The organism is Streptomyces fructofermentans (assembly GCF_014651055.1).
Classification (GTDB): domain Bacteria; phylum Actinomycetota; class Actinomycetes; order Streptomycetales; family Streptomycetaceae; genus Streptomyces; species Streptomyces fructofermentans.
The window spans coordinates 135,400-157,984 of record NZ_BMWD01000006.1 but is presented as its reverse complement, the minus strand read 5'-3'; the positions used below and the strand labels follow the sequence as shown (position 1 = coordinate 157,984).

Annotated in this window: 19 protein-coding genes; 14 read left to right on the top strand and 5 right to left on the bottom strand. The window is 72.4% G+C overall.

The features are described 5' to 3' along the window. Positions 1-121 precede the first annotated feature (121 nt). From IE265_RS10965 to IE265_RS10925, 9 genes are all read left to right on the top strand, one after another. Complete coding sequence (locus tag IE265_RS10965; RefSeq protein WP_190035263.1) at positions 122-1,285, top strand: ROK family transcriptional regulator; 1,164 nt, start codon at positions 122-124, stop codon at positions 1,283-1,285. Positions 1,286-1,372: 87 nt separating this feature from the next. Further along, positions 1,373-2,701 (top strand): ABC transporter substrate-binding protein, encoded by a 1,329-nt coding sequence (locus tag IE265_RS10960; RefSeq protein WP_190035262.1) that lies wholly within the window; start codon positions 1,373-1,375, stop codon positions 2,699-2,701. Between the two features lie 6 nt (positions 2,702-2,707). Beyond that, positions 2,708-3,676 (top strand): carbohydrate ABC transporter permease, encoded by a 969-nt coding sequence (locus IE265_RS10955; RefSeq protein WP_190035261.1) that lies wholly within the window; start codon positions 2,708-2,710, stop codon positions 3,674-3,676. A gap of 3 nt (positions 3,677-3,679) precedes the next feature. Beyond that, positions 3,680-4,573, top strand: coding sequence for a carbohydrate ABC transporter permease (locus IE265_RS10950; protein WP_190035260.1), 894 nt, complete (start codon positions 3,680-3,682; stop codon positions 4,571-4,573). A 1-nt stretch (position 4,574) separates the two neighbouring features. Beyond that, complete coding sequence (locus tag IE265_RS10945; protein ID WP_190035259.1) at positions 4,575-5,840, top strand: 6-phospho-beta-glucosidase; 1,266 nt, start codon at positions 4,575-4,577, stop codon at positions 5,838-5,840. Next, positions 5,831-6,805, top strand: coding sequence for an N-acetylglucosamine kinase (locus tag IE265_RS10940; RefSeq protein ID WP_190035258.1), 975 nt, complete (start codon positions 5,831-5,833; stop codon positions 6,803-6,805). The genes IE265_RS10945 and IE265_RS10940 overlap by 10 nt, the downstream gene beginning before the upstream one ends. 204 nt (positions 6,806-7,009) lie before the next feature. Beyond that, positions 7,010-8,458, top strand: a complete 1,449-nt coding sequence (locus IE265_RS10935; protein ID WP_190035257.1) for a GlnX family signal transduction membrane protein — start codon at positions 7,010-7,012, stop codon at positions 8,456-8,458. Between the two features lie 14 nt (positions 8,459-8,472). Next, positions 8,473-9,486, top strand: a complete 1,014-nt coding sequence (locus tag IE265_RS10930; protein ID WP_190035256.1) for a glutamate ABC transporter substrate-binding protein — start codon at positions 8,473-8,475, stop codon at positions 9,484-9,486. 237 nt (positions 9,487-9,723) lie between these two features. Next, entirely contained in the window at positions 9,724-11,046 is a 1,323-nt protein-coding gene (locus IE265_RS10925; RefSeq protein ID WP_190035255.1) for a hypothetical protein, read from the top strand. 1 nt (position 11,047) lies between these two features. Here the strand turns inward: IE265_RS10925 and IE265_RS39475 are convergent, their stop codons facing one another. After that, a complete protein-coding gene (locus tag IE265_RS39475; protein WP_444545243.1) occupies positions 11,048-11,392 on the bottom strand; it encodes a hypothetical protein in 345 nt (114 codons plus the stop codon). On the opposite strand from IE265_RS39475, the gene IE265_RS10920 reads away from it, so the two are divergent. The 4 genes from IE265_RS10920 to IE265_RS10905 all read left to right on the top strand — a co-directional run bounded on the left by IE265_RS10920 (position 11,367) and on the right by IE265_RS10905 (position 17,887). Then, positions 11,367-13,637: a serine/threonine-protein kinase gene (locus tag IE265_RS10920; protein ID WP_444545242.1), complete on the top strand. Its 2,271-nt coding sequence runs from the start codon at positions 11,367-11,369 to the stop codon at positions 13,635-13,637. The genes IE265_RS39475 and IE265_RS10920 overlap by 26 nt on opposite strands. Before the next feature lie 3 nt (positions 13,638-13,640). After that, positions 13,641-15,032: a protein phosphatase 2C domain-containing protein gene (locus IE265_RS10915; RefSeq protein WP_190035254.1), complete on the top strand. Its 1,392-nt coding sequence runs from the start codon at positions 13,641-13,643 to the stop codon at positions 15,030-15,032. A 217-nt stretch (positions 15,033-15,249) separates the two neighbouring features. Continuing rightward, positions 15,250-16,596: a vWA domain-containing protein gene (locus IE265_RS10910; RefSeq protein ID WP_190035253.1), complete on the top strand. Its 1,347-nt coding sequence runs from the start codon at positions 15,250-15,252 to the stop codon at positions 16,594-16,596. 91 nt (positions 16,597-16,687) lie between these two features. Further along, entirely contained in the window at positions 16,688-17,887 is a 1,200-nt protein-coding gene (locus tag IE265_RS10905) for an FHA domain-containing protein (protein WP_190035252.1), read from the top strand. Between the two features lie 135 nt (positions 17,888-18,022). On the opposite strand, the gene IE265_RS10900 is transcribed toward IE265_RS10905, so the two are convergent. Beyond that, complete coding sequence (locus IE265_RS10900; RefSeq protein ID WP_190035251.1) at positions 18,023-19,009, bottom strand: methyltransferase domain-containing protein; 987 nt, start codon at positions 19,007-19,009, stop codon at positions 18,023-18,025. A 120-nt stretch (positions 19,010-19,129) separates the two neighbouring features. On the opposite strand from IE265_RS10900, the gene IE265_RS10895 reads away from it, so the two are divergent. Next, entirely contained in the window at positions 19,130-19,543 is a 414-nt protein-coding gene (locus IE265_RS10895) for a globin (protein ID WP_190035250.1), read from the top strand. Positions 19,544-19,705: 162 nt separating this feature from the next. Here the strand turns inward: IE265_RS10895 and IE265_RS10890 are convergent, their stop codons facing one another. From IE265_RS10890 to ettA, 3 genes are read right to left on the bottom strand one after another with little or no spacing between them, the layout of a single operon-like run. Then, on the bottom strand, positions 19,706-20,395 hold the full coding sequence (locus tag IE265_RS10890) for a DUF8185 domain-containing protein (protein WP_190035249.1): 690 nt from the start codon (positions 20,393-20,395) through the stop codon (positions 19,706-19,708). Next, positions 20,392-20,811 carry an acyl-CoA thioesterase gene (locus IE265_RS10885; protein WP_190035248.1) on the bottom strand — a complete coding sequence of 140 codons (420 nt, stop codon included), beginning with the start codon at positions 20,809-20,811 and terminating at the stop codon, positions 20,392-20,394. The genes IE265_RS10890 and IE265_RS10885 overlap by 4 nt, the downstream gene beginning before the upstream one ends. Positions 20,812-20,813: 2 nt before the next feature. Beyond that, entirely contained in the window at positions 20,814-22,478 is a 1,665-nt protein-coding gene (gene ettA, locus IE265_RS10880; RefSeq protein WP_190035247.1) for an energy-dependent translational throttle protein EttA, read from the bottom strand. Between the last annotated feature and the right edge of the window lie 107 nt (positions 22,479-22,585).

The window sequence follows — 22,585 nt, the reverse complement described above, 5'->3', positions numbered from 1 at the left end:
TGGCACCACTGGGAAGCTGGTCAGCCGAAAGGCAGGTGTCGACCCCGTGACAGGCCCCGCAGGAACCGCTGGACCCGCAGGACCCGCCGGCACGCCGGGCACCCCGCGCGTCCTGCGCGCCATGAACGACCGTGCCGCACTCGACCTCCTGCTGGCCCACGGCCCGCTGTCCCGGACCAGGATCGGCAAGCTGACCGGACTGTCCAAGCCGACCGCCTCCCAGCTGCTGGCCCGGCTGGAGGCGGCGGGCCTGGTCCTCGTCACCGGCACCACCGAGGGCAGGCCGGGGCCCAACGCACAGCTGTACGCGGTGAACCCGGCCGCCGCGTACGCCGCCGGGCTCGATGTGACGCCCGAGCGGATCCTCGCCGCCGTCGCCGACGTGACGGGCCGGACCGTGGGCGAGTACGAACTGCCCACACCCGGCCGGCGCGGCGGGCAGAGCGTCGTTCGGCAGGTCACCGACGCGCTCGACGGAGCGGTCAAGGCGGCGGGCCTCGTACGGGCCGACATCCAGCGGCTCGTCATCGGCACACCCGGCGCGTTCGACCCGAACACGGGCCGGCTGCGCTACGCCTCCCACCTCCCCGGCTGGCACTCCACCACCCTGCTCGACGAACTGGCGGCGGCGCTGCCGATGCCGGTCGAGTACGAGAACGACGTCAATCTCGTCGCCATCGCCGAGCAGCGGCTCGGAGCGGCCCGCGGCCACGAGGACTTCGTACTGCTGTGGAACGAGGGCGGTCTCGGCGCGGCGCTCGTGCTCGGCGGGCGGCTGCACCGCGGCTGGACCGGCGGCGCGGGAGAGGTCGGCTTCCTGCCGGTGCCCGGCGCCCCCCTCGTACGGCACGTCACCAAGGCCAACAGCGGCGGCTACCAGGAGCTGGCCGGCTCCCAGGCGCTGCCGAAACTGGCTCGCGAACTGGGCATCGAACCCGTACCGGCGGGGCCGTACGCCGAGGCCGCCGCGGCGCTCGTCGAGCAGGCGGCGGACATCGGCACGGGACCCCACCTGCAGCTCCTGCGGACCTACGCGACGGGCCTGGCCACCGGCCTCGCCTCGCTCGTCTCCGTCCTCGACCCCGAACTCGTCGTCCTCAGCGGCGCCTCGCTCACCAGGGGCGGCGAACCGCTGCGCGCCCTGGTGCAGGCCGAACTGGAGGAACTCGCCGCGTCCCGGCCCCGCCTGGTCGTCGGCGGCGTCCATGAACACCCCGTGCTGCGCGGCGCGTTGGAGAGCGCGCTCGCGGCCGCCCGCGACGAGGTCTTCGACACCTCGCGCTGACCCGGCCCTCCGGGGCCCCGTACCGCCCGCACGCTCCGTAGCCATGTCTCGCTCACCCACCCCGTCCCGCCCCAGGGAGACCTCGCCATGCCCGGAATATCCAGAAAAGCGCTGCTGACCGTCGCCTCCGTGGCCCTGCTCGCCACCGCGTGCACCGGTCAGGCCGACACCGGCGCCACGGACGACCCCGACGCCGAGACCACGATCACGTTCTGGCACGGCTGGAGCGCGCCCTCCGAGGTCGAGGCCATCAAGGCGAACATCGGCCGGTTCGAGAAGAAGCACCCCAACATCAAGGTGAAGGTCGTCGGCAACATCAACGACGACAAGCTCAACCAGGCGCTGCGGGCCGGTGGTTCGAACGGCCCCGACGTCGTGTCGTCGTTCACCACGTCCAACGTCGGCAAGTTCTGCTCCTCCGGCGCCTTCGCCGACCTCGGCCCGTTCATCGAGAAGTCGAAGCTCGACCTGGACAAGATCATCCCGAAGCCGATGCTGGAGTACACCCAGTTCGAGGGCACCCGCTGCGCGATGCCGCTCCTCGGCGACGCGTACGGGCTCTACTACAACAAGGACGCCTTCGCCGCGGCCGGCATCGACGCGCCGCCGAGGACGTGGTCCGAGTTCGCGAAGGTCGCCGAGAAGCTGACCGAGCCGAAGGGCGACTCCTACGAGCGGCTCGGCTTCATGCCGAACTACCACGGCTACGAGACGGTCGTGGACCACTACATGTCGCAGTGGGACCACGCGTACTTCGGCAGGGACGGCAAGTCCACCGTGGCCTCCGACCCCGCGTTCGCGGAGATGTTCAGGTACCAGAAGAAGCTCGTGGACGACCTCGGGGGCTTCGCGAAGCTGGAGAAGTACCGCAACACCTTCGGCGACGAGTGGGGCGCCAAGCACCCGTTCCACACCGGTCAGGTGGCGATGCAGCTCGACGGCGAGTGGCGGCTCGGGATGGCCCAGGACGCCGGTGTGAAGTTCGAGATCGGCACCGCACCGATGCCGGTGGCGGACGACGAGGCCGACGAGTACGGCAAGGGATTCCTGTCCGGCACGATCATGGGCATCGCGCCGCAGAGCAAGAAGCAGAACGCGGCCTGGGAGCTGGTGAAGTACATGACGACCGACACCGAGGCCGTCGTCGCCTTCTCCAACGCCATCCACAACGTGCCGTCCACCTTCGAGGCGCTGAAGTCCCCCGACCTGAAGGCCGATCCGGGCTTCAGGACCTTCCTCGACATCGCGCAGCACCCCGAGTCCAACACCCCTCCGGCCTCCGTCAACGGCTCGACGTACCAGCAGACCCTCCAGGACTTCGGGTACCAGTACGAGTCCGGCAAGGCCAAGGACCTCAAGGAGGGGCTGGCGAGGACGGCCGCCCAGATCGACCGTGACATCGAGCAGGCGAAGTAGCCGGCGATGGCCACGCACACTCCGCGCGCCGGGGCCGGTTCCGCCGGCCTCGCCGCGAAGCACCGGCGGCAGGCGCTGCGCACGCTCGCCTTCATGTCGCCCTGGCTGATCGGCTTCGGGGTCTTCTTCGCCTACCCGCTGGTCTCGACGGTCTACTTCTCGTTCATGAAGTACGACGGCTTCGGGGTCCCCGAGTTCAGGGGGCTGGGCAACTGGAGCTACGTCTTCAACGACTACCCGATGTTCTGGCCGGCGCTGCGCAACACCCTGTGGCTGGTGCTGGTCATGGTGAGCTGCCGGGTCGTGTTCGGGCTGGGCGTCGGGCTGCTGATCACGAGAATCCGCACGGGCACGGGTGTCTTCCGCACCCTGTTCTACCTCCCCTACCTGGCCCCGCCGGTCGCGGCGACCCTGGCGTTCGTGTTCCTCCTGAACCCCGGCACCGGACCGGTGAACTCGGTCCTGGACGGGCTGGGCCTGCCGACCCCCGGCTGGTTCACGGACGCCACGTGGTCCAAGCCGGCCCTGACGATGCTCGCCCTGTGGGGCGTGGGCGACCTGATGGTCATCTTCATGGCGGCCCTGCTGGACGTGCCCAGGGAGCAGTACGAGGCCGCCGAGCTGGACGGCGCGTCCGCGTGGCAGCGGTTCCGCTTCGTGACGCTGCCGAACATCTCGCCGATCGTCATGTTCGCGGTGGTGACCGGTGTGATCCAGACGATGCAGTACTACACGCAGCCACTGGTCGCCGGGAAGGTCGCCTCCGGCGTCATCGGCGGCTCCGGCCAGCAGTTCGAGCCGGGCTACCCCGACAAGTCCACGCTCACCCTGCCGCAGCTCGTCTACAACCTCGGCTTCCAGCGCTTCGACTACGGCTCGGCGTGCGTGGTCGCGCTGGTGCTGTTCGCCCTGTCCATGGTGTTCACCGCGTTCCTGATGCGGCGCCGGGGCGGTCTCATCCAGGCAGGTGACTGACCCATGACCCAAGTCCTCGACAAGCCGACCGAGTTGCGGGCACCGGTGTCGCCCGCCGAGCGGACCGCCCGGCGCAGGGCGCTCCTGGAGTGGATCGCCGTGCACGCCCTCGGGGTGGCGGCCGCGCTCTTCTTCGTCCTGCCGTTCGTGTTCGTGGTGCTGACCTCGCTGATGAGCGACAACCAGGCGCTGAGCAGGGACCTGGTCCCGGACACCTGGGAGTGGGGCAACTACACGAAGGTCCTCGACACCCCCGGCTTCCTGACCTGGTGGCGCAACACCCTGCTGTACGCGGGCGCCGGCACGGCCCTCACGGTGCTGTCGTCCGTCCCCGTGGCGTACGCCCTCGCCAAGTTCCGCTTCCGTGGCCGGAACCTGTCCCTGATGCTCGTCATCTCGATGATGATGCTGCCGCCGCAGGTCATCATCATCCCGATGTACCTGTTCTGGGCGAAGCAGCTCGACCTGTCGGGCACGCTGTGGCCGCTGATCGTCCCGATGGCGTTCGGCGACGCGTTCTCCATCTTCCTGCTGCGGCAGTTCCTGACGACGATCCCGAACGAGTACCTGGACGCGGCGAAGGTCGACGGCTGCGGGGACCTGCGGACCCTGCTCAAGGTCGTGCTGCCGATGGCGAAGCCGGGGATCGCGGCCGTCGCGCTGTTCCAGTTCTTCTACGCCTGGAACGACTACTTCGGGCCGCAGATCTACGCGTCCGAGAACCCCGGCGCCTGGACCCTGAGCTACGGCCTGGAGTCCTTCAAGGGCGCGCACCACACCGACTGGAATCTGACGATGGCCGCGACCGTCCTGGTCATGGCCCCCGTGATCCTCGTGTTCTTCTTCGCGCAGAAGGCGTTCGTCGAGGGCGTCACGCTCACCGGAGTGAAGGGCTGACATGAAACTCGCAGTAGTGGGCGGGGGTTCCACGTACACCCCTGAACTGATCGACGGATTCGCGAGGCTGCGGGACACCCTGCCCATCGAGGAACTGGTCCTGGTCGATCCGGCCGTCGACCGCCTGGAACTGGTCGGCGGGCTGGCCCGGCGGATCTTCGCCCGGCAGGGTCACCCGGGCCGGATCACCACGACCGCCGACCTCGACGCGGGTGTCGACGGGGCCGACGCGGTGCTGCTGCAGTTGCGCGTCGGCGGGCAGGCCGCCAGGAACGAGGACGAGACCTGGCCGCTGGAGTGCGGCTGCGTCGGCCAGGAGACGACCGGCGCGGGCGGGCTCGCCAAGGCGCTGCGCACCGTTCCGGTGGTGCTCGACATCGCCGAGCGGGTCCGGCGCGCGAACCCCGACGCGTGGATCATCGACTTCACCAACCCCGTCGGCATCGTGACCCGCGCCCTCCTCCAGGCCGGCCACCGGGCGGTCGGGCTGTGCAACGTGGCGATCGGCTTCCAGCGGAAGTTCGCCGGGCTGCTCGGGGTCGCCCCCGCCGACGTGCACCTGGACCACGTGGGCCTCAACCACCTCACCTGGGAGACGCGGGTGCGGCTCGGCGGGCCCGAGGGCGAGAACGTGCTGCCGAAGCTCCTGGCCGAGCACGGGGACGCCCTCGCCGACGACCTGCGCCTGCCGCGGGGCGTCCTGGACCGCCTGGGCGTCGTCCCGTCCTACTACCTGCGCTACTTCTACGCCCACGACGAGGTCGTGCGGGAGCTGCGGACGAAGCCGTCACGGGCCGCCGAGGTGGCCGCGATGGAGAAGGAACTGCTGGCCATGTACGGGGACCCGCAGCTCGACGAGAAGCCGGAGCTGCTCTCCCGCAGGGGCGGGGCGTACTACTCCGAGGCCGCCGTGGACCTCGCGGCCTCGCTGCTCGGCGGCGGGGGCAGCCCGTACCAGGTGGTGAACACGTACAACAGGGGCACTCTGCCGTTCCTGCCGGACGACGCCGTCGTGGAGGTGCAGGCGGCCGTCGGACGCACCGGCGCCGCTCCGCTGCCGGTGGCACCGGTGGACCCGCTCTACGCGGGTCTGATGGCCGGCGTCACCGCGTACGAGGACCTGGCGCTGGAGGCCGCGCTGCGCGGGGGCCGCGAACGGGTGTTCCGGGCCCTGCTCGCGCACCCGCTGGTCGGCCAGTACGCGTACGCCGACGACCTCACCGACCGTCTGATCGCGCACAACCGGGAGCACCTGGCGTGGGCGTGACCGCACATGTCCTCGCCGTCGACGCGGGGAACAGCAAGACCGACGTCGCGGTCGTGGCGGCCGACGGGAGCGTCCTCGCCACGGCGCGCGGCGGAGGCTTCCGGCCGCCCGCGGTCGGTGTCCGCCAGGCGGTGGACAAGGTCGCGGACGCCGTCGGGCGCGCGTTCGCGGAGGCGGGCGTGCGAGGCGTCGAGCATGTCTCGGCCTGCCTGGCCAACGCCGATCTCCCGGTCGAGGAGGCGCAGTTGGCCGCCGCTCTGCACGAGCGGGGCTGGGGGGCGACCGTGGAGGTCCGCAACGACACCTTCGCGATCCTGCGCGCCGGTGTCGAGGAGCCGCGGGGCGTGGCGGTGGTGTGCGGCGCGGGCATCAACTGCGTGGGCATGCGGCCCGACGGGCGCACCGCCCGCTTCCCCGCGCTCGGCCGCATCTCCGGTGACTGGGGCGGTGGTTGGGGGCTCGCCGAGGAGGCCCTGTGGCACGGGGCGCGTGCCGAGGACGGGCGGGGCGGCCCCACCGCGCTGGCCCGCACCCTGCCCGCGCACTTCGGGCTCGACTCCATGTACGCGCTGATCGAGGCGCTGCATCTGGAGCGTGTGGCGGAGGAGCGGCGGCACGAACTGACGCCGGTCCTGTTCGCCACGGCGGCGGCCGGCGACCCGGTCGCCCGCGGGATCGTCGACCGGCTCGCGGACGAGGTCGTGGCCATGGCGGTCGTCGCGCTGACCCGCCTCGGCCTGCTGGACGAGGAGGCCCCGGTGCTGCTCGGCGGCGGGGTCCTGGCGGCACGCCACCCCCAACTCGACGACCGGGTGCGGGAACTGCTGGCGGAGCGCGCCCCCAAGGCCGTGCCCCGGGTCGTCACCGCGCGGCCGGTGCTCGGCGCCGCCCTCCTGGGACTCGACCACCTGGGCGCGCCGGGCCGGGCGCACGCCCGCGTGCGCGCGTATTACGAGAAGGTCTGAGCGCGCAGGGAACCGAACCGTTCGGGTTGGCGTATTCATGAGCAGGGGTGGTGGGGGATCTTCGAGGTGCGGTGATCCGGAACAAGATCGGGACAAGGCCTGTGCGGATGTCAGTCACGGCGGCGATACTTGCGGCCGTGCACCTCTTCCCGTGCCTCCCGGCGCCGGGCGGAGGTGACCGGCCGTGACCATGGGGGAGGTCAAGTGACACACCAGCAGACGGGCAGCGCCGCGCCACCGGGGCCGCCTGTGCCCGTGACGCCCACGGTGCCGCCGCAGGTGCCCCGGCCCGGCCCGCAGGGCGTTCCCGACACCCCGCCCCCGCGTCGTACGGCCTGGGCGGAGGGTGTCGACAGGCTGCGTGCCGCGGCGACCACGGAGCCCGGGCGGCTGCGCGTCATCGGCGCCGTCCTCGCCGTCCTCGTCGTCGCGTTCGGCGCGGTCACCGCCTGGCAGATGACGGAGCGTTCGACCGCGGCGGACGCGGTGCTGAACAGCAGCCAGCCGCTGAGCGCCGACGCCGCGGACATCTACCGCTCGCTCGCGGACGCCAACACGGCCGCCTCCAGCGGCTTCCTGGCGGGCGGCCAGGAGACCGAGGCGTCCCGCACCCGCTACGAGAGCGACATCCGGCTGGCCGCGGACAAGCTGGTGACGGCCGCCGCGAACTCCGAGCCGGGCTCGCCCTCCGAGAAGACCATCACCCGGCTGAACAAGACGCTGCCCGAGTACAAGGGCCTGGTGGAGCGCGCCCGGGCGAACAACCGGCAGGGCTTCCCGCTGGGCGGCGCCTACCTGCGGTACGCGAACTCGAAGATGCAGGTCATGCTGGACGACGCCGAGACGCTCTACAAGGTGGAGAACCAGCGGCTGCGGTCCGACTACGACGACGCGACGCCGTACCCGTGGATCGCGATCGGCGCCGGAGTCCTCGCGCTGGGCGCTCTCGTCTGGGTCCAGCGCCGCAACTACCGCCGCACGAACCGTGTGCTGAACCACGGCCTGGTGGCCGCGACCACCGCCACCGCGATCGTGCTGCTGTGGCTGGCCGTGGGCCACACCGTCGCCCGTGCCGGTCTGAACGAGTCGTACGACCACGGCGTCCGCTCGCTGAACACGCTCAACGACGCCCGGATCGCCTCGCTCAAGGCCCGCGGCAACGAGAACCTCACCCTGGTGTCCCGCGGCGCGGAGACCAAGGAGGTGGGCACCGGCGCGGACGTGAAGGTCGTGGACGTCTACGACTACGACTTCGAGCGCCAGATGAAGGACCTGACCACCAAGCTGGCCGCGGCCGAGGCCCTCGCGGACGACGGCGCGGGCGTGCGGCCGGTCCGGGCGGCGACGGCCAACATGAAGGTCTGGAAGGACCGGCACAGGGAAGCCCGCGCGCAGGACGACGCGGGCAACTACCAGGGCGCGCTCGACAGGATCATCGGCTCCAAGGCGGACGAGCCGACGGGCGAGTGCTTCGACAACGTGGACGACGCCCTGAACACCGCGCTCAAGCACGAGCGCGTCCAGTTCGAGCGGGCGGCGGGCGACGGTCTGGGCGCGATGAGCGGCCTCGCCGCGGGCGCCGCGGTGCTCGCCGTGCTGGCCGCGGCCGGAGCGGTGCTGGGCATCGGGCGCCGGTTGTCGGAGTACCGGTGAGAGGGGGCGTGACGATGAACGCACGGCGTGTGCGGGCCGGCCTGAGGGGCTGGGGCGGAGTGGGCGCGATGGCGGTCGTCTGCGTCCTGGCCGCGGTCTTCGCGCTGCTGCTGCCGGTGGCCCAGTCCCGTGTGGACGGCGGACGGGACGCCGGCGCGCGGGGCGTGGCCCACGGCGAGCAGGCCAGGGCCGAGGAGTGCGAGGCCCCGGAGGACCAGAGCCTGTCGCCGTCGTCGGGTCCCCAGGACGGCGCGAACGTCCAGGCCATCAAGGACCGCGGCTACCTGACGGTTGGCGTCGACCAGAACAGCTACCGCTGGGGCTACCGCGATCCGAACAGCACCTCGGAGACCACCCAGTTGGAGGGCTTCGACATCGACCTCGTGCACGCGATCGCCGACCGGATCGTCGGGAAGAAGGAGAACAACGTCCGCTTCCGCGCGATCCCGACGATCCGGCGCATCCCGGCGATCCAGAAGGGGGAGGTCGACATGGTGGTCCGCACCATGACGATCAACTGCGCGCGGCTGAAGGATGTCGCGTTCTCCTCGCCCTACTTCGAGACCGGCCAGCAGGTGCTCGCCCCCCGGAAGTCGGACATCACCGGCTACGACGAGTCGCTCGCGGGCAAGCGGATCTGCTCGGCGACGGGTTCCACGGCGTACGACGCCCTGGCGGCCGACAAGAAGGACGGCGACCTCGTGGGGTCCGCCGACATCCGCACCACCGTGCCGAACCAGCTCGACTGCCTGGTGCGGCTGCAACTCGGCGAGGTGGACGCCGTGGTGACCGACGGGGCGCTCGCGGCGAGCCAGGCCGCGCAGGACCCGACGGTCGAGCTGAAGGGCGAGCCGTTCACCGACGAGTACTACGGCGTGGCGATGAAGAAGGACTCCGACGATCTGGTACGCCGGGTCAACCAGGTGCTGGTGGACTACCGCGAGGACGGCTGGCAGCAGTCGTACGACACCTGGCTCGCGAAGGGCCTCGGCAAGTCCGAGGGGCCGCCGCCGGTCGAGTACCGGTGACCGGGCCCGGCCGCCCGGGCCGCACCCCGCCGCCGGGGCGCTCCGGGTGAGGACCGCCGGCCACCGGCAGCGGCAGCGGCAGCGGCAGCGGCAGCGGCAGCGGCTGGGAACGTCCGGGAGCGACCGGAACCGACCGGGAATGGCAGAGTCGGACTGGGAACGACCGGGAACGGGAAGTGAGTTGCCCGGGCGCACCTCCTGAGTGCGCCGGGAACGACCGAGAGCGAGAGGTGATCGATGGGCGTCACGGGAGCCTCCGGGCCGGTGATGGACCGGGACGAGGTGGACCGTGCGCTGGCGCGGCTCGGCGCGGAGCACGAGGCCATCGAGACCTCGCTCCTCGCCCTGCAGGACCACGCGGGCCGCAGACTCCTCGAGGGGGCCGAGCTCACCGGCACGACCAAGGAGCGCTGGCGGACCACCGAGGCGTCGGTCACCCTGCTGTGGGCCTACTTCGACGCGTACGCGGACGCGCTGCGGGCCGCGCGCGCGATCCGCGCGCGGCGGCGCTGGTCGAGCCGCGACGACCTCGTGGAGCTGACGGAACTGCTGCGCGGCGAGAGCGTCACGGTGGCCGGCAGCGCCGCCGCGACGGCCGCGGCGCCCACCATGGCGGGCACGGGCCGGCTCAGCGAGCGCTTCACCCTCGTCGAACTCGTCGAGCGGATGAACGAGTTGTACGCCTCGTCGCTCGACATGGTGGTGACGGCCGACGCCGTGTGGTCGGCCCTGCCCGCACGGATCGATTTACTCGCCGCGGAGCTTCAGCGCACCCGCCGGCTCGCGCACTCCGTGGGGGTGCGTCCCGGCGAGCACCCCTCGGGCGACGACCTGGAGCGGATCACCCGCGCCCTGACGTCCCTGCGCGAGCAGGTGGTGTCGGACCCGCTGGCCTTCTGGCGTCCCGCGCAGGGCAGTTCGGCACCGGGCGGCGGCCGTCCCGACAGCGAGCGCTACGACCGTGAGGCGCGGGCGCTGGAGGAGGTGCGCCGCGAGATCGACGCCGTCCTCACCGTGCGGCAGGACGCGGAGAACCGGCTGGTGCGGCTGCGGGACGTGCTGAGCCGGGCGGACCGCACCCTGGCCGAGGCGCGCAGCGCCCGGGGTGAGGTGCTCGCGAAGATCGCCGCGTCGGAGGTGCCCGCCGTGAGCGGTCCGCCGACCGCGCTGCAGGAGCAGCTCGCGACCGCCGCCGAGTACCGCAGGCACGCCCAGTGGCACCGCCTCTCGCCGCTCCTGGAGTCCCTGGAGGAGAAGGCCGAGGACGAGCTGATGCGCGCCCGGGAGTCGTTGACGGCGGTCACCGCGCCGCTCGCGGTGCGCGCCGAACTGCGCGGCCGCCTCGACGCGTACAAGGCGAAGGTCGCCCGGCACGGCCTCGCCGAGGACCCGCTGCTCGTGGAGCGGTACGACGCGGCGCGCCGCATGCTGTGGAGCGCGCCGTGCGATCTGCGCGTGGCGGAGGCGGCGGTGCTGCGCTACCAGCACGCGGCCGCCGAGTTGCTGGTGCCCAGGGTCCCCGAACAGGGCGGGCCGCAGGACCGGAGGGGGGAATCGTGAGTCAGCCGAACGAGCCGAACGAGCCGAACAAGGGTGGAGAGAGCCGGCAGCAGTGCCGGCGCCCCGGATGCGAGGGGGCGTACGAGGACATGGGCGGCGGGGAGCTGTACTGCGACACCTGCGGTCTGGCACCCGAGGTCCCGTCGGGCGGCAATGTGGGTTCGCCGCCGACCGGGATCACCGCGGGCGGCCGGGGTTCGCGCGGCTCCGGCAGCACCGGCTCCCGGGCCTCGTCGCGCTCCTCCCGTTCCTCGCAGTCGCGGCGCTCGGTGTCGGGGCGGCTGTCGCGCTCCCTGTCGGGCAGGGTGTCGAGCCGCTCGGTGTCGGTGCGCAGCTCCGGCTCCACCGCCGGGTCCTCGGGCCGGGGGCGGCTCGGCGTCGGCCTCGTGCAGGTTCCCGACGTGCCGCGCCCCGACCCCCGGGAGATGGTCCAGGAGAACCCCGAGGTCCCGGAGAGGAAGCGATTCTGCTCGCGTTCCGACTGCGGCGCGCCCGTCGGCCGCTCGCGCGGTGAGCGGACCGGGCGCACGGAGGGCTTCTGCACCAAGTGCGGCCACCCGTACTCGTTCGTGCCGAAGCTGGCGGGCGGCGACATCGTGCACGGGCAGTACGAGGTCGTGGGCTGCCTGGCGCACGGCGGGCTCGGCTGGGTCTACCTCGCCGTCGACCGGGCGGTGTCCGACCGCTGGGTGGTCCTCAAGGGACTCCTCGACACGGGCGACCAGGACGCGATGGAGGCCGCCATCTCCGAGCGCCGCTTCCTCGCCGAGATCGAGCACTCCAACATCGTGCGGATCTACAACTTCGTCGAGCACCTCGACCAGCGCACGGGCTCCCTCGACGGCTACATCGTCATGGAGTACGTGGGCGGGAAGTCGCTCAAGGAGATCGCCAACGGCCGCCGCACCCCGGACGGCCGCCGCGACCCGCTGCCGGTGGAGCAGGCGTGCGCGTACGGCATCGAGGCGCTGGAGGCCCTCGGCCACCTGCACAGCCGCAACCTGCTGTACTGCGACTTCAAGGTCGACAACGCGATCCAGACCGAGGACCAGCTCAAGCTGATCGACATGGGCGCGGTCCGCAGGATGGACGACGACGAGTCGGCCATCTACGGCACGGTCGGCTACCAGGCCCCCGAGGTCGCGGACGTCGGCCCGTCGGTCGCCTCCGACCTCTACACGGTCGCCCGCACCCTCGCGGTCCTGACCTTCGACTTCCAGGGCTACACGAACGTGTTCGTGGACTCCCTGCCCGATCCCGACACCATCGAGGTGCTGCGCACCTACGAGTCCTTCTACCGGCTCCTCGTACGGGCCACCGACCCCGACCCGGCCCGCCGGTTCGCCTCCGCGCAGGAGATGGCGGAGCAGCTCACGGGAGTGCTGCGCGAGGTCGTCTCCGTGCAGAGCGGACGTGCCCGGCCCTCGCTGTCGACGCTGTTCGGCCCGGAACTGAAGGTCACCGAAACGGAGTTGTTCGGCACGCTGGAGTCGGACGTCTCGCGGCTCGGGCTGCGGATCGCGCCCGTACGGAGGAAGAGGGGTGCGCCGGAGCTGACGGCCGGCACGAACGGGGCGCCCCCCGCGCTGCCCGCGGCCGCCGCCCCGGCGGGACCGGCCGCCCTCGTCAAGGCGCTGGACACGGCCGCCGCGGCGCTGGCGCTCCCGGTGCCGCGGGTGGACCCGGGCGACCCGAACGCCGGGTTCCTGGCCGGTCTGATGACGTCCGCCCCCGGAGAGCTGATCACCGCGCTGCGGGCGGCGCCCGCCGCCTCCCTCGAACTGCGGCTGCGGGAACTGCGGGCGCGTCTGGAGCTCGGCGAACTCGACCCTGCCGGCCGGGCGCTGGAAGCCCTGGAGGCGGACCACCCCGACGACTGGCGGGTGGTCTGGTACCGGGGCGTGGCCGCGCTGGCCACCGGCGACCACGAGGTCGCGGCGGTGTCCTTCGACGCGATCTACGACGCGTTCCCCGGCGAGCCCGCGCCCAAGCTGGCGCTCGGCGTGTGCGCGGAGGTCCTCGGGCAGCTCGACAACGCGGCCGAGTACTACCGCCTCGTGTGGACCACCGACCCCAGCTATGTGAGCACCGCGTTCGGCCTGGCCCGCGTGCAGCTCGCGGCGGGCGACCGCAGGGGCTCGGTGCGGACGCTGGAGTCGGTGCCGGAGTCGTCGATCCACTACACGGCGGCCCGGGTCGCCGCGGTGCGGGCCCGGCTCAGGCAGCGTTCGGGCGGGGCCGTGCCACCCGCCCCCGGAGTACCGGACGTGCCCTTCCTCGACGACCTGACCTCGGCCGCGGCGCAGGTCGCGGCCCTCGACGGGTACGGTCTGGACGCGGTGCGGCGCGAGCAGTTGTCCACAGAGGTCCTTGGCAGCGCCCTGGACTGGGTACTCTCCGGTAGCCAGGGTTCCGCCCCGCAGAGCGGCGGTGCGCGGACCGTACTTCTCGGCAGTGATCTGGACGAGCGGGGCCTGCGCTTCGGTCTGGAGCGCTCGTACCGGACACTGGCCCGGCTCGCCCAGCGTGGCGAGGAGAGGATCCATCTGGTGGAGCGGGCCAACCGCTACCGCCCCCGGACGTGGGTGTAATTCATGTCGCAGATGCCCCAACTGGCCGCCTGCCCCAGCTGTGAGGAACCGCTGGACTCGGGTGACCGTTTCTGCGGTGCGTGCGGGTTCGACCTGTCGGCCGTACCCGTGCCGCCGGACGACAGCCCCACAATCGCGATGAACGGCACGGAGCCGGCGGCCCCTTCGGCCGCCGCGCCCGTGGACTGGCCGGTCGCCCCCGACCCGGCGTCCTCGGACACGCCCGCGCCCGTGGTGCTGCCCACCGACATCGAGGGCCGCGAGTCGGGCGGTTCGGACAGCCCCGGCGTCCGGTTCGACCGGCCCGCGCAGCCGCCCGTACCGCCGCAGCACGTGCCCGAGCCGCCCCCGGGGCAGCCGGTGGCCCAGGGCCACCGGCAGTCCGGCGAGCCCGACGCGTACCCGCTGGCCGCGCCGCTGCCCCCGGAGGAGCCGCCCGCCGATCCGCGGGCCGCAGCCTTCCCGACGCCCGCCGCCGGCACGAAGGTCTGCGTGGCCTGCCGCGCGGGCCACGTCGACCGGGACGGCTACTGCGAGAACTGCGGGCACGCACAGCCGCGCGAACGGGACCACATGGAGCAGGAGTTGAGCTGCGTCGCCGCCGTCAGCGACCGGGGTCTGCGCCACCACCGCAACGAGGACGCGTTCGCCGTCTCCTCGACCGCGCTGCCCGACGGTTCGCCGGCGGTCGTCGCGATCGTCTGCGACGGAGTGTCCTCGGCGACCCGTCCCGACGAGGCGTCCCTGGCCGCCTCCCGGTCGGCAGCCGAGTCCCTGCTGACGGCACTCCCGCGGGGCACGCACCCGCAGCAGGCGATGCACGACGCCATCCTCGCCGCCGCCGGGGCGGTCAACGCCCTCGCGGACCCCACCACTTCGGCCACTGAGCACCAGCCCCACGTCAACGCCCCCGCCTGCACCCTCGTCGGCGCGGTCGTCACGCCCAGCCTGCTGGTCGTCGGCTGGGTCGGCGACAGCCGCGTCTACTGGGTCCCGGTGGACCGCTCGTCGCCGCCGGCCCGGCTCACCGAGGACGACTCCTGGGCGGCCCAGATGGTCGCCGCGGGCCTGATGAACGAGGCCGAGGCGTACGCGGACGACCGAGCGCACGCCATCACGGGCTGGCTCGGCGCCGACGCGTACGAGATCGAGCCGCACACCGCGTCCTTCAAGCCGGACCGGCCGGGTGTCGTCGTGGTGTGCACCGACGGACTGTGGAACTACGCCGAATCGGCCGGGGAGATGGCCGAGGTCGTCCCATACGACGCCGCGGCCCGGCCCCTGCACGGCGCGCAGGTCCTGGTGGGGCACGCCCTCGACGGCGGGGGCCACGACAACGTAACAGTGGCCGTCGTGCCGTTCCCCGCCCCCTCTCCGGGGGCAGGATCGGCCTGAGGCCGAATCGGTATCGGCCTCCGGGGCGGGACGGGACCCGGCCCGGGCGACCGGAGGGAACGGCGGGAACGGGCCGCGCCCACCCGGGACGACCGGGTGCGGGCCGCGACGGCGCGAACGGGCGGGCCGTGCACGGCCCATGGACCGGAGGGGACCGGTCCGCCCATCGACATCACCCCACGGCCTGTGGGGAGTCCTGAGGGGGAGCACAGAGGGCATGGCCAATTTCTCGAAGTCGAACGTGCCGCAGTTCTCGGTGGACGTCTACCAGAACGAGTACCTGCCGGAGGGCGGCCGCGAGGTCAACGCGATCGTCACGGTGACCTCGACCGGCGGCGGAACGATCGGGAGTGCCGTGGCGGCACCCCACGTCTACACACCGGGTCAGGGCCCGGACGCGGCCGTGGCGATCATGGTCGACTGCTCGGGGTCCATGGACTACCCGCCGACCAAGATGCGCGGCGCCCGGGACGCGACGGCCGCGGCGATCGACGCGCTGCGGGACGGGGTGCGCTTCGCGGTGATCGGCGGCACGCACGTCGCCAAGGAGGTCTACCCGGGCGGCGGGGGCCTCGCCGTCGCCGACCCGCGGACCCGCGAACAGGCCAAGCAGTCCCTGCGCAGGCTGAGCGCGGGCGGCGGCACCGCGATCGGCACCTGGCTGCGGCTGGCCGACCGGCTGCTGGCGTCCGCCGAGGTCGACATCCGGCACGGCATCGTGCTCACCGACGGCCGCAACGAGCACGAGTCGCCGCAGGACCTCAAGGCCGCGCTGGACTCCTGCGCGGGGCGGTTCACGTGCGACGCGCGGGGAGTCGGCACCGACTGGGAGGTCAAGGAGGTCACCGGGATCGCGTCCGCGCTGCTCGGCACCGCCGACATCGTGGCCGATCCGGCGGGCCTGGCCGCCGACTTCACGCAGATGATGGAGACGGCCATGGGCAAGGAGGTCGCGGACGTGGCGCTGCGGCTGTGGACCCCGGTCGGCACCGCGATCAAGTTCGTCAAGCAGGTCGCGCCCACGGTGGAGGAGCTGACCGGCCGCCGCACGGAGGCGGGCCCGCGCGCCGGGGACTACCCCACCGGCTCCTGGGGCGACGAGTCCCGCGACTACCACGTGTGCGTCGAGGTCCCCGAGGCCGGCATCGGGCAGGAGATGCTCGCCGCCCGGGTCTCCCTGGTCGTCCCGCAGGGCGACGGCCCGGCGCAGAACCTCGGCGCGCAGGGGCTCGTACGGGCCGTGTGGACCGACGACATGGCGGCGTCCACGTCCATCAATCCGCAGGTCGCGCACTACACGGGTCAGGCGGAACTGGCGCAAGTCATCCAGCAGGGGCTGGACGCGCGCAAAGCGGGCGATGTCGACGGGGCAACGGCCAAACTGGGCCGCGCCGTTCAGCTCGCCAGTGCCTCGGGAAACGCCGATACCGCCAAACTGCTTGCCAAGGTGGTGGACGTGGTCGATGCCGCGGCGGGTACTGTGCGATTGAAGGCGAAGGTCGCGGAGGCCGACGAGATGACTCTCGAAACACGGTCCACAAAGACTGTTCGTGTAAAGAAGTAGCAAGAATCAGATCGATCCGCGGTCGTGAAGCACGCGGTTCGCATCGCATACGGTCCATCCGGGGCCGAAAAGGAGAGGGGGAAGCGCCGACATGCCGACCTGCCCGAACGGACACCAGTCGGGTTCCGACGACTGGTGCGAGGTCTGCGGTCACCGCATGGCCGGTGCCGTGCCCCCGCCCCCTCCGCCGCCCCCGGCCGCCGGCTACGGCTATCCGCCGCCCGGCCAGGGCGGCCGCCACCCTTCCCAGGCACCCGACCAGATGTCCGGGGCCGAGCTCTGCCCGCAGTGCCGCACCCCCCGTGAGGGCGGGGCGCCGTTCTGCGAGGAGTGCCGGTGGAACTTCCTCACGAACACCGCGACCTCGTACACCCCGGCCGCGGTCCGGCCGCCGTCCCCCGGGCCCGGCGGCCAGAACCCGGCGCCGCGGTTCCAGCAGCAGCCGCCCGGCCAGCCCGGCTCCGGCGGGTTCGACTACCAGGGCTCCCGGCCCTCGCGGGTGAACAGGCCCGCCGAGCCGATCCCGCCGTACGGCGAGGACCCCTCGGGGTTCCCCGGCGATCCGTCGCAGCCGGTTCCGGCACCCACCGGCCCCGCCACGAACATGCCCGGCCTGCCCGGCGGATACGGCGGCCAGAACGGCCCCGGCGGCCCGCAGGGCTACCAGCAGCCCGGACCACCGGCCCCGCCCGGCTTCCCGCAGGAGACCGGGCGCCCGCAGGCTCACGGCGGACCGTCCTACGGCGGCGGTGAGGACGACTGGGTGATCTCCCCGCCGTCGGCCGGAGCGCCCGGCGGCCAGGGCGGCCCTCCCGGGCCCGGCGGCGGCTACGGCTACCCGCAGCCCGGCGCCACGCAGGCGCCCCCCGGGTACCAGCAGCAGCCCCTGTCGTGGAGCATCACGATCGGCCCCGACCGCGAGTACTTCATGGCGATGATGCAGCGCTCGGGACCCGAGGCCGCGGGCCTGAACCTGCCCGCCTACTCGCCCGAGCAGCAGCGCCCGCTCATCGGCAACCAGATCACCATCGGCCGCCGTCGCCACTCGACCGGCGACACCCCCGACATCGACCTGGCGGTGCCGCCGGAGGACCCGGGCGTCTCGCACCAGCACGCGGTGCTCGTCCAGCAGCCCGACGGGGGCTGGGCGGTCGTGGACCAGAACTCCACGAACGGCACCACGGTGAACGGCGCCGAGGAGCCCATCCAGCCCTTCGTCCCGATCCCCCTCCAGGACGGCGACCGGGTCCACGTGGGCGCCTGGACGACGATCACCATCCGCCGCGGCTGACCGACGGGCACGGGTCCGGGGCGCGGGTCCGGGTCCCGGACCGTTCCGCTGTGGCTCGTCCCGCTCCGGGGCATCGGGCTCGCTCGGCGCCGGTCGGGGTGCGCGGTCCCGGCTCGCAGGGGCCGGGCGGGCCCGTCACGGAAGCGGCCAGGTGTACGGCCCCCCGGGGTCGTCCAGCCACGCCCACGCCCGGCCGTCGTCGACCGTGATCCCGTACCGCTCGCGCTGCGGGCGCTCCTCCCGCTCCCAGATCGCGTACGCCTCGTCCACGGCGAGCGTGCCCGCGGTCAGGGCCAGCAGGAAGCGGAACAGCTCGTTGCGGCCCGCCCCGCGCGGCAGGGCGTCGAGCTCCCGGTCGGACGGCTCGGGCCCCGGCGGGGCACCGCCGCGCAGGGGGACGAAGTAGGCGGAGGTGTGCAGGAAGCGGCCCTCGGCATGGCCGGCGTCCCGGACCCGCAGGACGACGATCCCGGTGGCGAACGGCGCGAGGATGCGTGCGCCGGGCCGGCACTGGGGCAGCCAGGCGCGCGGGATCGAGCCGAGCGTGCAGGTCGCGATGATCCGGTCGAAGGGGGCTCGCTCGGGACAGCCGCGCGCCCCGTCCCCGGTGACGACCGTCGGACGGTGGCCGGCCGCGGCGAGGTGCCGCCGGGCGGCCTCGGTGATCTCCGGGTCCAGGTCCACCGAGGTGACGAGCGCGTCGCCCAGCCGGTGGGCGAGCAGGGCCGCGTTGTAGCCGGTGCCCGCGCCGATCTCCAGGACCGCGTCGCCGTCCCGCACGTCCAGCGCGACCAGCATCGTCGCCATCAGGGACGGCTGGCTGCTGGACGAGAGGAGCTCCCCGTCCCGCATCCGGGTGGCCAGCGGCGCGTCCGCGTAGGCGCCGCGCAGCCAGGTCTCGCGCCTGCCCCGGGCCGGATCGTCCCCCCACCGGCGCTCGTAGCCGCTCACGGTGCCCGCGTAGTAGTACGGGACGAAGAGGTGGCGCGGGACGCTCTCGAAGGCATCGCGCCAGACCGGGGCCGAGTCCCACGCCCCGCTCGCCTCGATGGCGCGCACCAGCGCCGCCCGCGCCGTGGCGGCGAGGTCGTCGAGGCCGTGGTCGGTCGCGTGCCCGCCCATACCTCCACTGTGCGGCCGCAGGGGCCGGGAGGCGAGCGCCGGGGCCGCCCGCGGCCCCGGGACCGCCCCCGGGAGGCGGTGGTCCTAAGCCTTGAGTCCTCGGCCGCCGCGTCTGAGACCATGGACGACGTGAAAGAGATTCGGCGCGGCACGCTTCAGGAGCAGACCTTCTACGAGCAGGTCGGCGGCGAGGAGACCTTCCGGCGCCTCGTGCACCGCTTCTACGAGGGTGTCGCCGGGGACCCGCTGCTGCGGCCCATGTACCCCGAGGAGGACCTGGGCCCGGCCGAGGAGCGCTTCACGCTGTTCCTGATCCAGTACTGGGGCGGCCCCACCACGTACAGCGAGAACCGCGGCCACCCCCGGCTGCGGATGCGCCACGCGCCGTTCGCCGTCGACCGCGCCGCCCACGACGCCTGGCTGAAGCACATGCGGGTGGCCGTGGAGGAGCTCGGGCTCTCCGAGGAGCACGAGCACACGCTGTGGAACTACCTGACCTACGCGGCGGCGTCGATGGTCAACACGGAGGGCTGAACCGGGCGGGGCGCCGCCCGGCCCGGCGCCGGGGCGCCCTCTGGGACGCAGGTCGAAGGCACGCAGGGCCTACGGGATTGTTCGGCGCCCTGCGAGGCCGTTCGGCACACGGCGGTGTCGTTCGGCGAACGGCTGTGTCGTTCGGCGCGCGGGCGGGAACGCTCAGCGCACGGTGACGCCGAAGGCGCCCAGTCCGGCCCTGCGGACGGCGATCGATCCGTACGGGGTCCACAGCCTGAGCCACGCGCCCGAGGCGAGCAGCCGCAGGACGGCGTCCCCGGGCGCTCCCGCCCGCGCGGGCCCGAGGAATCCGAGGGACTGCGCCGCGTGGGCGGCCCGCACCGGCAGCCCGGTGTCCCCGACGGGCCGGGACCAGATCTCCCGCCCTATCCGGTCGACCACGGCGCGCGTACGTCCTTCCGGCGCCAACTCGTCGATCCGTGCCCGGAATTCGGCCACCGCGGCGCCCACCATCGTCCGTACGGCGCCGGGCACGGGCAGCCCCGGCTCGGAACGCCAGCCTCCGCGGGGCGGCAGCACCCCGGCCCACGGCGGGCCGGTGACGGCGGCGGGCACGACGGCCGTGGCGGCCGGCTCGTCGAGGGCCTCCAGCAGCTCACCGGCCGAGACGGTCACGTCGAGCGCGACCTCGAGACCGTTCTCGTACGGCTTGGCGAGCCGGGCCGCGCGGATCGCGAGCACCTCGAACGACGGCGGCCGGCCGAAGACCGCGAGAGTGGTCCCCGACGCCTGCAGCCGGACCGCGGCCGCGCGGTCGTAGTGGATCAGCCGGGCGAGGAAGGCGGCGAGATCCGCCGCCTCCCCCTCGTCGACGAGCTCCAGGGCCGTCATGCCGCGACGGCCCCCGCGGGATCGGCCCCGTCGTCCGTGTACTCCTCCAGGAACGCCCGCTCCTCGGCGGTGATGCGGCGGGGCCGCTGCGCCTCGAAGTCGAACGGCACGATGACCGTCTCGGCCCGGACGTACACCTGGTCGGGGTCCTTCACCTCGTAGGCGACGGTGAACGACGCCGCCCTTATACGGGTGACCCACAGCTCGATGTCGACCGGCGTGTGCCGGTGGACGAGCTGCTGCTTGTAGTCGATCTCATGGCGCGCCACCACGGACCCCTGCTGGAAATCCTTGTCGGGGCGGAACAGGAAATCGATGCGCGCCTCCTCCAGGTAGCGGAGGAAGACCACATTGTTGATGTGGCCGTACGCGTCCATGTCCGCCCAGCGCAGCGGGCAGCGGTAGATGTGCCGCAAGATCAGCCCCGGGTCAGCTTCTTGTAGGTGGCGCGGTGCGGACGCGCCGCGTCCGGTCCGAGCCTCTCGACCTTGTTCTTCTCGTACGACTCGAAGTTGCCCTCGAACCAGAACCACTTGGAGTCGCCCTCGTACGCGAGGATGTGCGTCGCCACCCGGTCCAGGAACCAGCGGTCGTGGGAGACGACCACAGCCGCGCCCGGGAACTCGAGCAGGGCGTTCTCCAGCGAGGAGAGCGTCTCGACGTCGAGGTCGTTGGTGGGCTCGTCGAGGAGCAGCAGGTTGCCGCCCTGCTTGAGGGTGAGCGCGAGGTTCAGGCGGTTGCGCTCACCGCCGGAGAGCACACCGGCCGCCTTCTGCTGGTCCGGGCCCTTGAAGCCGAACGCGGACACGTAGGCGCGCGAAGGCATCTCGACCTGGCCGACGTTGATGTAGTCCAGCTCGTCCGAGACGACGGCCCACAGCGACTTCTTCGGGTCGATGTTCTCGCGGCTCTGGTCGACGTACGAGATCTTGACGGTCTCGCCGACCTTGATCGTGCCGGAGTCCGGGGTCTCCAGACCCTGGATCATCTTGAAGAGCGTGGTCTTTCCGGCACCGTTGGGGCCGATGATGCCCACGATGCCGTTGCGCGGCAGGGTGAAGCTCAGGTCGTCGATGAGGACCTTCTCGCCGAAGGCCTTCGAGAGGTTGTTGACCTCGACGACGATGGAGCCCAGACGCGGGCCCGGCGGGATCTGGATCTCCTCGAAGTCCAGCTTCCGCATCTTGTCCGCCTCGGCGGCCATCTCCTCGTAGCGCGACAGACGCGCCTTGGACTTGGCCTGGCGCCCCTTGGCGTTGGACCGCACCCACTCCAGCTCGTCCTTGAGCCGCTTGGCGCGCTTGGCGTCCTTCTGGCCCTCGACCTTGAGGCGGGAGGCCTTCTTCTCCAGGTAGGTGGAGTAGTTGCCCTCGTAGGGGTGCGCGCGGCCGCGGTCGAGTTCGAGGATCCACTCGGCGACGTTGTCGAGGAAGTACCGGTCGTGGGTCACGGCGACGACGGTGCCGGGGTACTTCGCGAGGTGCTGCTCCAGCCACTGCACGGACTCTGCGTCCAGGTGGTTGGTGGGCTCGTCGAGGAGCAGCAGGTCGGGGGCTTCGAGGAGCAGCTTGCACAGCGCGACGCGGCGGCGCTCACCACCGGAGAGGTTGGTGACGGGCCAGTCGCCGGGCGGGCAGCCCAGGGCGTCCATGGCCTGCTCCAACTGGGTGTCCAGGTCCCACGCGTTGGCGTGGTCCAGGTCCTCCTGGAGCTTGCCCATCTCGTCCAGCAGCGCGTCCGAGTAGTCGGTCGCCATGAGTTCGGCGACCTCGTTGAAGCGGTGCAGCTTGCCCATGATCTCGGCGGCGCCGTCCTGGACGTTCTGCAGGACGGTCTTGGACTCGTCGAGCGGGGGCTCCTGGAGCAGCATGCCCACGGTGTAGCCGGGCGAAAGGAACGCGTCACCGTTGGAGGCCTGCTCGAGGCCCGCCATGATCTTGAGAACGGTGGACTTACCGGCACCGTTCGGACCGACCACACCGATCTTGGCACCCGGGAGGAAACTCAAGGTGACGTCGTCGAGGATCACCTTGTCACCGTGCGCCTTGCGCGTCTTGCGCATGGTGTAAATGTACTCAGCCAAGAGAAACCGTCCGGACGCTTGAAATCGGCAGTGGGCAGATACACCCCATCTTGCCTGACGGCTACCCCTCGGGGGAAACCCGTTCAGCCGGGGGCCCCTGACCTGCG